Origin of the sequence: Metapseudomonas boanensis (genome assembly GCF_018704125.1) — a bacterium.
Classification (GTDB): domain Bacteria; phylum Pseudomonadota; class Gammaproteobacteria; order Pseudomonadales; family Pseudomonadaceae; genus Metapseudomonas; species Metapseudomonas boanensis.
This window is the reverse complement of record NZ_JAGTIS010000001.1, coordinates 682,845-697,397: the sequence shown is the minus strand read 5'-3', so window position 1 is coordinate 697,397 and position 14,553 is coordinate 682,845. Positions and strand designations below refer to the sequence as shown.

14 protein-coding genes and 1 tRNA gene are annotated in these 14,553 nt (G+C 62.8%); 9 read left to right on the top strand and 6 right to left on the bottom strand.

Annotation, left to right across the window (positions count from 1 at the left end; translation table 11 throughout):
- Positions 1-8 precede the first annotated feature (8 nt).
- Both J7302_RS03275 and J7302_RS03270 read right to left on the bottom strand, forming a co-directional pair.
- A complete protein-coding gene (locus tag J7302_RS03275) occupies positions 9-1,583 on the bottom strand; it encodes a glycerol-3-phosphate dehydrogenase/oxidase (protein WP_215370140.1) in 1,575 nt (524 codons plus the stop codon).
- Between the two features lie 2 nt (positions 1,584-1,585).
- Positions 1,586-3,181, bottom strand: coding sequence for an FAD-binding oxidoreductase (locus J7302_RS03270; protein ID WP_215370137.1), 1,596 nt, complete (start codon positions 3,179-3,181; stop codon positions 1,586-1,588).
- 131 nt (positions 3,182-3,312) lie between these two features.
- Here J7302_RS03270 and gliR point away from each other — a divergent pair, with 131 nt between their 5' ends.
- On the top strand, positions 3,313-4,341 hold the full coding sequence (gene gliR, locus J7302_RS03265; protein ID WP_215370134.1) for an AraC family transcriptional regulator GliR: 1,029 nt from the start codon (positions 3,313-3,315) through the stop codon (positions 4,339-4,341).
- Between the two features lie 128 nt (positions 4,342-4,469).
- Here the strand turns inward: gliR and J7302_RS03260 are convergent, their stop codons facing one another.
- On the bottom strand, positions 4,470-5,684 hold the full coding sequence (locus J7302_RS03260; protein ID WP_215370131.1) for a molybdopterin molybdotransferase MoeA: 1,215 nt from the start codon (positions 5,682-5,684) through the stop codon (positions 4,470-4,472).
- Positions 5,681-6,220: a molybdenum cofactor biosynthesis protein B gene (gene moaB / locus J7302_RS03255; protein ID WP_215370128.1), complete on the bottom strand. Its 540-nt coding sequence runs from the start codon at positions 6,218-6,220 to the stop codon at positions 5,681-5,683. The genes J7302_RS03260 and moaB overlap by 4 nt, the downstream gene beginning before the upstream one ends.
- Positions 6,221-6,286: 66 nt before the next feature.
- Between moaB and mobA the strand changes: the two genes are divergently transcribed.
- The 3 genes from mobA to J7302_RS03240 all read left to right on the top strand — a co-directional run bounded on the left by mobA (position 6,287) and on the right by J7302_RS03240 (position 7,515).
- Entirely contained in the window at positions 6,287-6,874 is a 588-nt protein-coding gene (gene mobA, locus J7302_RS03250; protein ID WP_215370125.1) for a molybdenum cofactor guanylyltransferase MobA, read from the top strand.
- 154 nt (positions 6,875-7,028) lie between these two features.
- A complete protein-coding gene (locus tag J7302_RS03245; RefSeq protein WP_215370122.1) occupies positions 7,029-7,250 on the top strand; it encodes a YgdI/YgdR family lipoprotein in 222 nt (73 codons plus the stop codon).
- A 188-nt stretch (positions 7,251-7,438) separates the two neighbouring features.
- Positions 7,439-7,515: transfer RNA gene (locus J7302_RS03240), tRNA-Pro, on the top strand.
- A gap of 93 nt (positions 7,516-7,608) precedes the next feature.
- Here the strand turns inward: J7302_RS03240 and J7302_RS03235 are convergent.
- Positions 7,609-7,848, bottom strand: coding sequence for a glutaredoxin family protein (locus J7302_RS03235; protein WP_215370119.1), 240 nt, complete (start codon positions 7,846-7,848; stop codon positions 7,609-7,611).
- 239 nt (positions 7,849-8,087) lie between these two features.
- On the opposite strand from J7302_RS03235, the gene J7302_RS03230 reads away from it, so the two are divergent.
- Entirely contained in the window at positions 8,088-10,049 is a 1,962-nt protein-coding gene (locus tag J7302_RS03230; RefSeq protein WP_215370116.1) for a cation:proton antiporter, read from the top strand.
- Here J7302_RS03230 and J7302_RS03225 read toward each other — a convergent pair whose 3' ends face one another.
- Positions 10,050-10,607 (bottom strand): TetR/AcrR family transcriptional regulator, encoded by a 558-nt coding sequence (locus J7302_RS03225; RefSeq protein ID WP_215370776.1) that lies wholly within the window; start codon positions 10,605-10,607, stop codon positions 10,050-10,052.
- A gap of 142 nt (positions 10,608-10,749) precedes the next feature.
- On the opposite strand from J7302_RS03225, the gene J7302_RS03220 reads away from it, so the two are divergent.
- The 4 genes from J7302_RS03220 to J7302_RS03205 all read left to right on the top strand — a co-directional run bounded on the left by J7302_RS03220 (position 10,750) and on the right by J7302_RS03205 (position 14,530).
- Entirely contained in the window at positions 10,750-11,346 is a 597-nt protein-coding gene (locus J7302_RS03220) for a glutathione S-transferase family protein (RefSeq protein ID WP_215370113.1), read from the top strand.
- 17 nt (positions 11,347-11,363) lie between these two features.
- The gene (locus J7302_RS03215) at positions 11,364-12,284 is read left to right on the top strand and encodes a pyridoxamine 5'-phosphate oxidase family protein (protein ID WP_215370110.1); all 921 of its coding nucleotides are present in this window, start codon (positions 11,364-11,366) and stop codon (positions 12,282-12,284) included.
- Between the two features lie 3 nt (positions 12,285-12,287).
- Entirely contained in the window at positions 12,288-13,154 is an 867-nt protein-coding gene (locus J7302_RS03210; RefSeq protein WP_215370107.1) for an MBL fold metallo-hydrolase, read from the top strand.
- Between the two features lie 104 nt (positions 13,155-13,258).
- Positions 13,259-14,530: an OprD family porin gene (locus J7302_RS03205; RefSeq protein WP_215370104.1), complete on the top strand. Its 1,272-nt coding sequence runs from the start codon at positions 13,259-13,261 to the stop codon at positions 14,528-14,530.
- Positions 14,531-14,553: the final 23 nt, after the last annotated feature.

Genomic DNA, 14,553 nt, shown 5'->3' with positions numbered 1-14,553 from the left:
TGTTCTTGTTATTCAGGCAAGCTGTAGCAACGCTGCCATAGCGCCTGGTACTGCTGGACTTCACTCGACCAACGCTCATCGTCCCAGCCCAGCAACGGCTGACACAGGGTCCGGATCCGCTGGAGCTCTGCCTGCGCGCCAGCCGGCAGCAACAGGCCCAGACGCGTCCGTCGCAGCAACAGGTCATCGAGATGCAGGACCAATTCGCCTTGAGCCGCCCAGGCCAACTCCGCCCAGAGCGTGTCGGTTACACCTACGCGCTCGGCGCCCAAGCGTTCGACCCAGCGCGCGAGCTCAGGTAGCGCACGCCCATAGCGACCGGCCAGCCGCCGCTGCCGGGCCGGCGAGAGGCCGGATAACGCCGGGGCGGCAGAGGGCGCGAAGACCTCGGCGTCGCTATCGCCCAAGGGGCGGCCGACAAAGCCGCTGCACGCCTGCAGCACCTCCAGGGCCAGCAGGCGAAAAGTCGTCAGTTTGCCGCCCGCCAGGGTCACGCAGCCCGGTTCAACCCAAATCGCATGCTCGCGCTTTTCGGCAGAAGGCTTGACCCGTGCCTCGCCGTCGCTGACCACCGGGCGAACGCCCGACCAGGTAGATAGCACATCGCCTCGTGAAATCGCTGCGGCAGGAAACTGCGCGGCACAGGCCGCCAGGAGATAGTCGACCTCCTCCGAACTGATGCGCGCGTCCTGGTCCAGGTTGTCGGCATGATCAAGATCGGTCGTACCGATCACCGTGGCACCTTCCCAGGGAAAGACGAACACCGGCCGCCCATCGGCCGGATGCATGAAGCTGATCGCGTGAGCCAACGGCAAGCGCCAGCCGGGCAATAGCAAGTGGCTGCCACGCAATGGACGAATCCGCTCGGAACTTCCGGCAGGACGCAGACGATCCGCCCAGGCACCAGTGGCCAGCGCCACGGCCCGGGCACGGATGTCCAAGCGCCGCCCGCTTTCCACGTCCTCGGCCTGCAGGCCGGACACCTGCCCGTTGGCTCGCGTCAGCTCCAGCACCCGCATGCCGTTCAAGGCTTCGCCGCCTTCGCTCCGAGCTTCGCTGAGCACCCGCATCACCAGCCGCGCATCATCGGTGACCGCATCGAAGAATCGCGTGCCGCCCTGCAGCTCTTCTTCTTTCAAACCTGGTACCAGGTAACGCAATTGTTGCAACGGGAAGTAGCTGTGGTTTCGCCGGCCGGCCAGCGCATCGTAGAGCGTCAGCAGACCGCCAAAGACCTTGGGCCCAGGAAAACCGCCGCGATGAGGCATGACGAAGCTCAGCGGTTCGACCAGCCCCGGCGCCTCCGCAAGCAGGCGCTGGCGCTCGCGCACCGAGGCACGCGTCAACGCGAGCTGACCTGTGGCGATGTAGCGCAGCCCACCGTGCACCATTTTCGAGGAGCGGCTGGAGGTGCCCCAGGCGAAGTCGCGCTGCTCCAGCAGCAGGCACTTCCAACCAAGCCGGGCCGCTTCGCGGAGAATTCCGGCGCCGCAGATACCGCCGCCGACCACGATCAGGTCCCACTCCTGCGCGGCCAGCTCGGCTAGACATTGGGCGCGCCACTCGGCATTCCAGGCGACCATGGTCAATCCTCGATCAGCACGCCTGGAGCCAGGCGTCGCTCGGGGTCGAAATGCGCCGCAATCGCCCGCAATGCCGCCATGCCCTGAGGCCCCTTCTCCAACGCTAACCAGGGGGCATGATCGCGTCCCACGCCATGCTGATGGCTGATGGTGCCGCGATTGTGGGCTATGGCTTCGCAGGCCGCCGTCTTCAGCTTGCGCCAGCGCCGCAGGGCCTGTGCGTAGCTGCCACCGGGACGGTAGACGTAGGTGGTATAGATGCTCGAACCCTCACCATAGACATGGGAGAGGTGGGTAAAGACATGCACCTGCTCGCCCTCCTCCGCCAGGCCATTGCGCAAGCCGCCCTCGATCAGATCAAGCAGGTGGTCGACGTTCACCCAGTCGGTCGCGGTTTCCAGGGTGTCCACTACATAGCCCGCCGCCCACAGCGCATGACGCAGATAAGGGAAGCGGAAGCGGTTCGCGGCCCATTTCTTCCCAAGCACGGTGCCTGTGAACACGCCGCCGAACCTTTTGAGCAGCTGTTTTGCCTGCTTCAACGAGGAGGCGTTCTGCGCCCGACTGCCGGTGACGCCAAAGGTCAGCATGCACTTGCCGATACCGGCGCCACGCAGCGCCAGGTACTTCTCCAACAATGAGATCTGCCCCGGATGTCCTGCCAGAGCGAGCTGGGTTTCGGTCTCAATCGCGTTGGACAGCCGCAGCATGGACAGCGGCACCCGCGCTTGCGCCAAGGTGCGGATGCCTTGCAAGGCCTGCTCCCAACTGGGCATGAACACAGCGTAGAACGCCTCATCCTCCGCCAACCGACTGGCCCGCACCTTGACCTCGGAGATGACACCGAAACGCCCTTCCGAACCTAGCACCAACTCACGCAGATCAGGCCCCGCCGACGAGGCCGGGAAGGTCGGTAACTCCAACGGGCCGGCGAAGGTTTCCAGGGTGCCACCAGCGAAGAGTTGCTCGATGCGCCCATAACGCAGCGACTGCTGGCCACTGGAACGACTGGCCACCCAGCCGCCGAGGGTCGAAAGCTCCCAGGATTGCGGGAAATGCCCAAGGGTAAAGCCCCGCGCGCGCAGCTGGCTCTCCACCTGCGGCCCGTTGGCCCCCGGCCCGAAGGTTGCAATCTGGCTAGCCTCGTCCAGTTCCAGCAGGCGATTCATGCGCGCCAGCGACAGGGTCAGCACAGGTCTGGCGCCGGCCTGGGGGTTGATATGCCCGGCTACCGACGTTCCGCCGCCGTAGGGAATCAACAGGACATCCTGCTCGGCAGCCCAGGCCAGCAACTGGCGAACCTGTTCTGCTGTCTCGGGGAAGGCCACTCCATCGGGAAAGCAACCAAAGGTGCCTTCGCGCATTGCCAGCCAATCCGGCAGGCTCTGGCCACGGGCGTGGCGCACGCGCACCTCGGCATCCAGGCTGACCAACGGGTGAGCGGCGAGGCGCGAAGCCGGCACCTGTGCCAGCACCTGCGCCAGGCTTGCATCGGCCAAAGGCTGGCCGGCGCCGATGCGGGCAGCCAGGAACGCCTGCCCATTGGAGGGCAGTTCCACCACTGTTGCCTCATCTCCCCAGCCATTCCAACGTCGCATGCCGCTCTCCTTGTTCGAGTTGTTTCGGAGCTTTTCAATGGCTGCCTATACTAGCCAGCCGCGCAAGGACGTCACTGTCGGATCGGGACAGCGACCCTCGCCAATCAGGACAACCCAGAACAAGAACTCACATGCAATCGCTTGGCTATACCTCAGTCCCCGCCCTTCTCAAATACCTTCGCCACGCCGAACAGCTTGGCCTCGACCAGAGTGTCGCGCTGCAGGCCGCAGGCCTCAGCGCTCAGGACCTGGCCGACAATGGCAAACGCTTGCCCAGCGAAACCCACGAACGCCTGCTAAAGCACTTTATCCAGATGTCTGGCGATTCGCTCTTCGGCTTGCACTCGGCGCGCTTCGTGCAGCCGGGGTCCTGGAGCGTGCTGGGCTACATCACCATGAATTGCGCCACCCTGGGCGAAGCCATGAGCCGTATTGCGCCCTACGAAAAGCTCGTGGGTGACATGGGCACCAGCCGCATCGAAGCTGAAGACGACCTAGTGCGGATGATCTGGAGCTGCCGTCACCAGGACCCGGCCATCCGCCGTCACATGGTGGAGAACGTGCTCGCCTCCTGGCTGCTCTATGCGCGCTGGATCGCCGACATGCGGCGCTCCCCGCGCGAAGTCTGGTTCGAGCACACGCAGCCGATAGACACTCGCCTGGAGGATTACGAAGAAGTCTTCGGTTGCCCGGTACGCTTCGAGCAGCCTTGCAACGCCCTGCTGGTACCGCTCGAGTACCTGAGCGTCCCGCTACGCCAGGCCGACGCTAACCTGCTGCGCACCCTGGAAGAACACGCCCTGGCCCTGATGGCCGGGCTGGACGACGACGAGCCGCTGCCACAGCGCGTGAAGAACGCGCTGCGTTTGTTGATGAAAGACGGACTACCGCGCAAGGAGCGCGTGGCGGAGAAATTCCACATGACGGTGCGCACTCTGCAACGCCATCTGCAGCAGGCCGGCACCAGCTACCAGCAAATCCTCGATGAGCTGCGCCAGGACCTGGCCGAACACTATCTGCTGCGCAGCGACCTGCCGATCCAGGACATCGCCAGCTACCTCGGCTTCACCGAATCGCGCTCCTTCCATCGCAGCTTCAAGGCCTGGACCGGGCAGACACCAGGGGAATACCGCGAGGCGAAACGGCGAGCTGGGGGCTGATCACTTTCTGTAGGGGCAAATTCATTCGCGAAGGGTCGCAAAGCGGCCCCATGGCCCTTGAAGGGCAGGCCAATGGCACGCTGGGCGAGTGAATTCCCCCACAGGGTTAGTGCATGCTAGCCCCAGTGCTACGCCTGAATTTCGCTCAGCGGAATAAAACGCACGCTGTCACCCTCAGCCAGCGTGGTGCCCTCCAGCACCTCCACAAGCCCCTCAGCCCAGGCCGCGCTGCGCAGCACGCCTGAACTCTGGTTCGGGTAAATGACCGCGCGACCATGCTCCAGGCGCGCACGCAAGTATTCGCGACGATTGCCCGGCTTCTTCCAGACGAAACCGGCGGCCACCGTGAAGCCCAGCGGCTCGACCTCCTGAACCCCAAGACGACGCAGCAGGTAAGGCCGCGCCAGCAATCCGAAGGTCACCAGCGTCGAGGCTGGGTTCCCGGGTAAGCCAATCACCGGTACACCACGAAAATGCCCAAAGGTCAGCGGTTTTCCTGGTTTGATCGCCAGCTTCCAGAGAGCCAGTTCGCCCTCCTCACGCAATGCATGGCCGAGAAAGTCCGCCTCGCCGACGGAAACGCCGCCCGTAGAAAGAATCAAGTCCACATCCGACAACCCCGTCAACGCGGCACGCGTCAGCTCCAGGTCGTCGGCGAGGATACCGGCATCCACCACGGCGCAACCCAGGCGCTTCAACCAGGCAATCAGCAGGGCGCGGTTGCTGTTATAAATCTGTCCCGGCCCCAGCGGCTGGCCCGGCGGCACCAACTCATCCCCCGTAGACACAACGGCCACCCGAGGCCGGCGTCGCACAGTCAGCTCAGCTGCACCGAGGGATGCGGCAAGCCCCATCTCGATCGGGCCCATGCGAGTGCCGGCTGGCAGTACCGTTTCGCCCCGGCGCGTCTCCTGCCCTTGGGGGCGGACGTTCTGGCCTTGCCTCAGCGGCTCACTGAAGGCCACTCGGCCATCGGACTCGACATCAGCGTTCTCCTGCATCTCCACTGTGTCGGCCCCTTCGGGTAGGGGTGCACCGGTAAAGATGCGCGCGCAGGTGCCCGGTTGTAGCGGCTGCGGCGCGCTGCCGGCCAGAATCCGCTGACTCACGACCAGGGGCTCGCCAGTCCAGTCCGCCAGGCGCAGGGCATAACCGTCCATCGCGCTGTTGGCCCAGGGCGGCAGGTCAAGCCCGGCCACCAGGGGCACAGCGAGGACGCGACCATCAGCCTCGGCGAGGACCACTTGCTCATCGCCTGCAATTGGGGCGGACTCCGCCAGCGCCAGCAGACGGGCAAGTGCCTCCTCTACCGGCAGCAGGCCGGGATGGTCACAGCCATTCATCCGCGGCTCTCGCACGCCCCAACCTGCTTCAGGTGCGGCACGAAGTTGCAGGGGCGATGACGGTTGTCCAGCTGTTCACCCAGGATGCCGTCCCAGGCGGTGCGACAGGCGTTGGTGGAGCCCGGCAGGCAGCACACCAGGGTGCCGTTTGCCAGCCCCGCCAGGGCGCGGGATTGCATGGTCGAAGTGCCGATGTCAGCCACGGAAATCTGCCGGAAGTATTCGCCGAAACCTTCCACCTGTTTATCCAGCAGGCAGGTCACCGCTTCCGGCGTACTATCACGACCGGTAAACCCCGTACCGCCGGTAATCAGCACCACCTGCACACTGTCATCGGCGATCCAGGTCGCTACCTGGGCGCGGATCTTGTATAGATCGTCCTTCAACAGCACCCGGGCCGCCAGGTTGTGGCCCGCGGCGGTCAGACGATCGACGAACAGTTGTCCGGAGGTATCGGTTTCCAGGGTGCGGGTATCGCTAACGGTGAGAACAGCAATATTCAGCGGCACGAACACCGCCTCGGCCTTGTGACTCATGGCTGGCTTCCAGTTGTTAGAGTGAATGGCCGGTGTTATATCACAGCCCCGCACTGGAGAACTGCCATGTCCGACACGCCTTTTCCGCCCTGCTCAATCCTGTTGCTTTCCGGCGGACGCGGGCAGCGCATGGGTGGCCGCGACAAGGGCCTGATCGAGTGGCAAGGCCGGCCGCTGATTGCCTGGCTGCATGAGCGCGTGCGGCCACTCACCGATGACCTGATCATCTCCTGCAATCGCAACGCCGACCGCTACTGTGCTTGGGCGGATCAATTGGTGCAGGATGACAGCCCGGACTTCCCCGGCCCACTGGCGGGAATACGCGCTGGTTTGGCCGCCGCCCGTCATGACCACCTCCTGATATTGCCCTGCGACGCCCCTTTGCTCGATCGAGAGCTCCTGGACGCACTGCTGAACGCGGCGGGGGAGCGGCCGGTCATGCTGCGCCAGGGTGACTTCTGGGAGCCGCTGTTCAGCGTCCTGCCACGATCCTTGCTGCCGCGGATCGAACGTGCCTGGCAAGCGGGTGAGCGAAGCCCCCAACGCGTCCTGCGCCAGCTCGACCCCGTGGCAGTCTACTGCCCTCCCAATGACCCACGACTGGCCAATCTGAATACGCCGGAATTGCTCGACGCTACCCAAGCGCAGCACTGAAGGCGCAGCAGGGCACAGCTGTCCTTACAGGATCTTCGGCACGCCAAGCATTTCCACGCGCGCCCAGATACAGCCCGTATTATTTCCGGAACTTGCCAGGAAGATTCACGTCAGAACGCTCGTACACCTAGCGTAATCCTCAAGGAGATTGACGATGAACCAGCGGACAGTTCCCGCCTTCCTGCTCGCACTGGGCTTTTTCACTCTGGCTGGCTGCTCTTCGCCAACCGTGATCACCCTGAATGACGGGCGCGAGTTTCAGGCCGTGGACAAACCCGACTATGACGAAGACACAGGCTTCTACGAGTTCGAAGAACTCGACGGTAAGCAAGCCAAGGTGAACAAGGATCAGGTACGTACCATCAAGGAACTCTGACCCTCGAGCCCGCCCCGCCCATGCCGAGGGGCGGGCCTCCCCAACCGTCCCACCCTCGCCCGCCCGCTAACCATGCGGTCCAGACCGCGCTGAAACATTGCAACGCTCCACATCAAGCGGCAGCTTAAAAAAATTTCAGCTAACCCCTTGTACACCATAAAGTTTTCTGTAGAATGCGCGGCACACAACGGAGCGTAGCGCAGCTTGGTAGCGCGTCTCGTTCGGGACGAGAAGGTCGCTGGTTCGAATCCAGTCGCTCCGACCAAATCCCGAAAAACCCGCCTAAAAGGCGGGTTTTTTATTGCCTGCGATTTTTGATGGTGCCCCCTCCCCTTCGGGAAGCTGGTCAATGACCTACTCAGCTGGAAAGGAAGGCGGCTATCTGGCAAGCATCGAAAGGCCAGCCCATTTCCGCGCCACTGTCGCAACGACGCAGCACCGGGATACGCATGCCGTATAGGTCGACCCACTCCTCACGCTCAGCGATATCCACCAGCTCAACCAACAGGCCACGCTCTACGAATGGCATGAGCACACCTTCAGCGACCTCACACAAGTGACAGCCAAGGGTGCCGAAGAGTTGGCATTCAGGAAGCATGGAAACCTATCTCGAAGACCTGCGAGGAGAAAAGTCTAGCACGATGCGCCATCTGGATCGCTGCGAGGCCTTGTCCGGCAGGGGCTACAGCCGGTCGGGTAACCCGCGCGTCGAGAGTATTACGCCCCCCATTCATGGCCACACTACTGCGCTAGCGCAAGCCTTTGCAGCGCACGCCTTGGCAGGCTGGCACTATAAATAGCTCAACCCACCATCGCGATGCGAAGGGAGTTATCGCTTTGTCTGCCAACCTGCTGATCATCCTGGCGGCTTCGCTGCTGGTCATCGCCCTCTTCCGCCGCATGAGCCTGCCACCGGTGCTCGGTTACCTCTGCGTTGGCCTGATGCTGGGTCCCTCGGCCCTGAACTGGGTGAACTACGATCAGAATCTGCCGCAGCTGGCGGAGATGGGCGTGGTGTTCCTGCTCTTTACCTTGGGCCTGGAATTCTCACTGGCCAGAATGATTGCCTTGCGCCGTGTGGTATTCGGCCTGGGCAGTTTGCAGGTGATCTGCTGTGGCATCCCACTCGCCGGCCTGATGCTCTGGCTGGGTCTCGGGCCAATTGCGGCTGTCATGCTGGGCGCGAGCCTCGCGCTTTCCTCCACTGCTATCGTTGGCAAGGAACTGAGCAGCCTCGGTGAGGTGTTCTCGACTCACGGCCAGAATGCGATTGGCGTGCTGATCTTCCAGGATCTCGTAGCCGTGCTACTACTGACCATGTTGCCCGCCCTCGCCGGCCAGGGCGAGCAACCGTGGTACTGGGCATTGCCGATCACGCTGGCCAAGACCGGCTTGTTGTTCGCCGGCTTGCTGGTTGTCAGTCGCTGGCTGCTGCCACGCCTGTTCCATGAGGTCGCTCAGGCCCATTCCGCCGAGCTCTTCGTGATGCTGGCACTGGTCATCGTGCTGCTGACCGCCTGGCTCACCCACCTTTTGGGTCTATCGATGGCCTTGGGCGCCTTCCTCGCGGGCATGTTGCTCGGTGAAAGCCATTACCGCCATCAGATCGAGGCAGATATCCGACCATTCCGCGACATTCTGCTGGGCCTCTTTTTCGTCAGCGTCGGCATGCTGATCGACCTGCGGCAGTTCGTCGACGAGGGCTGGCTGATTCTCGGCCTGACTCTACTGCTGCTGACGATCAAGGGTACGGTGGTGGCGCTGCTGGCCAAGCTGCGAGGCGATGACTTCGAAGGCGCTTGGCGTACAGGTCTCGCCCTGGCCCAAGGCGGTGAGTTCTGCTTCGCCCTGGTGGCCCAGGCGCAAAAGAGTTCGCTGCTGGCCGGCTCGATTGGTAGCCTCCTGCTGACCGCGACCTTTTGCTCCATGGCTATCACGCCGCTGCTGCTGCGCAGTGCACCACGTCTGGCAGCCCACTTGCGGCGTAAAAATCGAGAGCATTATCGGGTAGATGATGTCGCCGCGAGTAGCGCCAGCCTCGAGCATCATGTGGTGATCTGCGGCTACGGCCGGGTTGGCCAGTCGATCGGACGTATTCTGCGCCGTGAGGAAATTCCCTTCGTCGCGCTCGACGACGATCCGGTCAGGGTGCAAGAGGCCACTGCAGGCGAAAGCAATGTGCACTTCGGTGACTCGCGCCGCGCTGACCTGCTTGAAGCCGTGGGTACCGCACGCGCCAAGCTGCTGGTGGTGGCCGTGAACGATACGGACTCTGCCTTGAGCATCGTCGAGCAGGCACGCCACCTTCACGAGTCACTGCCGATTCTGGTTCGAACCCGGGACGATAGCCGACTCGAGGAGCTTCAGCAGGCCGGCGCCAGCGAAGTGGTCCCCGAAGTGCTGGAATCCAGCCTGATGCTCGCCTCCCACGCCCTGCTTCTACTGGGTCTGTCCCACGGCCGGGTGAAAACGCATCTGGATGAAGTTCGTCGCAACCGCTATCGGCTTCTACATGGTTACTACCATGGCGCCCAGGCCAACCTCCTCGATGCCGGCGAGCAACCGAGGCGCCTGTTGCATGCGGTCAACCTCAATGAGGATGCATTCGCTTGCGGTCGGACGCTTGAGGAACTGGCGCTGGAGGATCTGGAACTGGAACTTCAGGGTGTGCGTCGGGATGGCCAGGAGGTTCCGCTGGCGCACAGCCTGAGCTTGATGGTGGGAGATGCAGTGCTGATTTCGGGGACGCTGGCGGCCATCGAGGCAGGTGAGTCCAGACTTCTGGCGGGCCAGGACTGATCAGAGCCCCTCGGCGCGCAGCAAGGTATCGACGGCGGCCCTGGCCTCCATCGCCTGGCTGCCCGGCCCCTGGATATGGGCGATGCTGATCGCTCCTTCCATCAAGTACTGAATTTGCCTGGCTAGCCGCTCGGGATCTGACGCCTGCAAGCGCTCCAATGCGGTGCGGAAGTGCGCCAGCACGTTGGCCTTGTGCGTGGCAGCAAGACGGTGGATCGGGTGGTCGCGCTCATGGAACTCCGCTGCGGCGTTGATGAAGGCGCAGCCGAAGAACTCTTTCTCGTTCAGTAATGCATGCAACCCGTCGAACACGCGCAGGATGGCGTCGCGCGGCGGCAGGCGTTCGAGTGCCTTGGCCATTTGCTCGGCAGCTGGTCGCATTCGCGAATCCAGCGCGGCAAGGATCAGCTCGTCCTTGGATTTGAAATGCTTGTACAAGGTCATTTTCGCCACCCCGGATTCAGCCAGGATGCGGTCGATCCCGGTCGCATGGAAACCCTCCCGATAGAAGAGTTCGAGGGCGGTATTGACCAGTTGATCGCGTTTGCTCGATGTCATCTGCTGCCTCCTGACCGGCGCATTATGCGCATCCACCACGCTTGGCTCAAAGCGGTTGGCCATGAAGTGTTCATTGTTGCTTGAAATAGACAGATCTGTCTGTCTATTATCTAATCCACAACAACCACGCAGGGAACCCGCCATGCAGCTCCATGACTTCCATCTCTCCGGAAACTGCTACAAAGTCCGACTCTTCATTAGCCTGATCGGTAGCCCCTGCGAACTGCTGCCAGTCGACCTGATGGCAGGCGCCCACAAGCAACCGCCGTTCCTCGCGCTCAACCCTCGTGGACAGGTGCCGGTGCTGGTCGACGATGGCGAATCTCTTGGCGACTCCCAGGCGATCCTTGTCTATTTGGCACGACGCTATGCCGATACAACCTGGTACCCGCTGGATGCCCTGACCCAAGGCCAAATCGCTAACTGGCTCAGTTTTACCGCAAACGAAGTTCACCATGGCCCTGCCCTGGCGCGGGTTGGCCTGAAGTTCGGCCGGACAGTCGACCTCGCCGCAGCACAGGAACGCGGGCGCCGCGTGTTGGAACTGGTCGACAGCCATCTCCAGAGTAAGACTTGGTTGGTAGGCAGCGAACATCCGAGCATTGCAGACGTTGCCGTCTACCCCTACCTGGCCATGGCCAATGAAGGCGGCCTGGACCTGACGCCTTACGCCCATCTGAACGCCTGGTTCGCCCGCATTCGCGCCCTGCCTGGCTACCTTGAGCTACCCGGCCGCTGAGCGGCATGGAGCCCACCATGAATAGCCCATTTCATCCCGGCGAACATTCCCTGCAAGCTCGCTCGGGCGTACGTGAAAAAGTCGAGGATTTCGGTAGCCGGGTGATACGTGATCACATGCTGGAACAACACCGAGAATTCTTCGGCCTGCTGCCCTGGCTGCTGGTTGGCAGCGTGGACGAATCCGGCCAGCCCCATGCCTCGGTGCTGTGGGGCGCGCCAGGATTCGTTCGGTCGCCTGAAGCCACCTTGCTCAGGATCAACGCCCGCCCTGAAGCTGATGACCCTCTGGATGGAAACCTTGAACCCGATAGCCGGCTTGGCCTGCTCGGTCTCGAACTGCCAACTCGGCGCCGCAATCGCATGAACGGTCCGGTAGTGGAGAATGATGATGGCGGCTTCACCGTCGCCGTGCACCAGTCCTTCGGCAACTGCCCCAAGTACATCCAGGCGCGCGAATGGCGTCCCGAGCAGCGATCGTCGGGCCCGAAGGAACAAGGCAAAGGCCTCGACCAGCGCTGGCTGGACCTGGTCAGCCGCAGCGACACCCTCTTCATCGCGAGCCAGCACAGCGACCCCCTCGTCGGCGGAGTGGATGTCTCCCACCGCGGTGGCCCGGCCGGTTTTGTCAGGCTGTCGAACGATGGACAGCTGTGGTTACCCGACTACAGCGGCAACCTGATGTTCAACACCCTCGGCAACCTGCTACTTGAGCCACGTTGCGGCCTGCTCTGGGTGGACTTCACTACGGGCGACCTGTTGCAGGTGGAGGCCCACGCGACGATTCACTGGCCAGGCGAATCACTCGGCCTGCCGACCCTACCAGGCGCGGAACGCCTGATAGCCCTGAGGCCGGGGCGCTGGCGCCTGCGTCGCGGCCGGCTGCCGCTGGCATTCGACTCCGCACAGCCCTCACCTTTCCTGCCACAAGGACTCTGACTCATGCGCCCGTCTTCCATGCTCATGCTTGTCCTCCTCGGTCTCTGCAGCCTTGCGGCCGACGCCGCCGGCTTGCGCTTCGCCCTCGTCAAAACCTCGGAGACTGAGGCGCTGGACGCCTTCACGGTCTCCGGCGGCAGCTGGACGAAAAAGGCTACGGCCAACCATGTTGCCGTGCTCATCGAGCACCATGCCGCCACTTTGTTGTTCGATACCGGACTCGGGCGCCAGGTAGACCAACAGTTCGACAGCGAAATGCCCTGGTGGGACAAACCCCTGCTGCAATACGGCCAGGTCAGCCCGGCACGCGACCAACTGGACCGGAATGGCATCCGCATCGACCGTATCCTGCTCAGCCATGCCCACTGGGACCATGCTTCGGCCCTGGTGGACTTCCCGGAAGTGCCGATCTGGGCGCCCTACGAAGAGATCGAGTTTGCCCAGATTTCAGCCCCGCCGGCTGTGTTGCCCAGTCAGTTTGCGCACCCGGTGAAGTGGCATCCGTTCACTTTCCTGCCGGCCCCTTTCATGGGCTTTGAAGAGAGCCTCGACTTGTTCGGCGACCGCAGTCTTGTGCTGGTGCCGCTCAGCGGTCATACGCCTGGCTCGGTCGGCCTGTTCCTGACGCTGGACGACGGCCGCCGTTTCTTTTTCAGCGGCGATACCAGCTGGCGCCTGGAAGGCTTCACCGGCCCCCATGAGAAGTTCTGGCTCAGCCGCCTGATGGTCGACAATGACCGCGAAGCCACCCACGCACAGCTGCGGAAAGTCCATGAGCTGCTGCAACGCGAACCCAAGCTGACCGTAGTCCCGGCACATGATGCGAAAGTGCACGACAAGCTCGGCTATTACCCGAACTGGGTTGAGTGACTGGCAGACGATGGTCTAAGGGAAAAATGGGAAACGAAATGATTTAGTCACCTCGTTGTAACAGGACGACCCGACCGACCTACAACCACGAGGATCTAATAAGAATGAGCAAGACGTCGCTCTCCCAAGCCGTGGCGCTGGCCACGCTTGGGGCCAGCCTCACCCTTCCGACCATTGCCCAGGCCGAGTTCATCAAGGACAGCAAAACGAGCCTGGAACTGCGCAACTTCTACTTCAACCGCGACTTCCGTCAGGACAACGCCTCCCAGTCCAAGGCCGAGGAATGGGCCCAGGGCTTTCTCCTGCGCTACGAATCCGGCTTCACCGAGGGCACCGTGGGCTTAGGCGTCGATGCCATAGGCCTGCTCGGCGTCAAGCTCGACTCCAGCCCGGACCGTGCCGGCACAGGGCTGCTCCAGCGCGACAACGAAGCGCCCAAGCGCGCCCAGGACGAGTACGGAGAAGTCGGCGTCACCGCCAAGCTGCGCGCCTCCAAGAGCGTCCTGAAGGTCGGCACCCTGCTGCCCAAAGTGCCCACCGTGCAGTACAACGACTCGCGCCTCCTGCCCCAGACCTTCCAGGGCGGTCATCTGAACTCCATGGAGATCGATGGCCTGACTGTCGATGCCGGCCAGCTCAAGCAGGTCAATCAGCGCGATTCCTCGAACTACGAGGACATGACCACCACCAACGGCGGGGCCCGGGGCATCACCGTCCGAGGCGGACAGACCAGCGATGAATTCAACTTCGCCGGCGCCACCTACAAGTGGAGCGACAGCCTGGCCACTGGCTACAACTACGGCAATCTGGACGAGTTCTACAAGCAGCACATCTTCACCGTCCTGCACACCCTGCCGCTGGGCGACAAACAATCGCTGAAGAGCGATCTGCGCTACGCGCGCTCCACCGACGAAGGCACCAGCAACATCGACAACAAGGCCTTCGGCGCCATGTTCACCTACGCCCTCGGTGGCCATGCCTTCGGTCTCGGCTACCAGAGCATGAGCGGCGACACCGGATACGCCTACATCAACGGCACCGACCCATTCCTGGTGAACTACGTGCAGATCGGCGACTTTGCCAACAAGGACGAGAAATCCTGGCAGGCCCGCTACGACTACAACTTCGCCAGCATCGGCATTCCCGGCCTGACCTTCATGACCCGCTACCTCTCCGGGGACAACATCGACCTCGGCGCCGCCAAGCCGGAAGGCAAGGAATGGGAGCGCAACACCGACATCGCCTATGTGTTCCAGGACGGCCCAATGAAGAACCTCGGCCTCAAATGGCGTAACGCGACGGTTCGCTCGACCAACTTCGGCAACGACCTGGATGAAAACCGCCTGATCGTCAGCTACGTGCTGCCGCTCTGGTAAACTTGCCGCCCGCCGTATGGCGG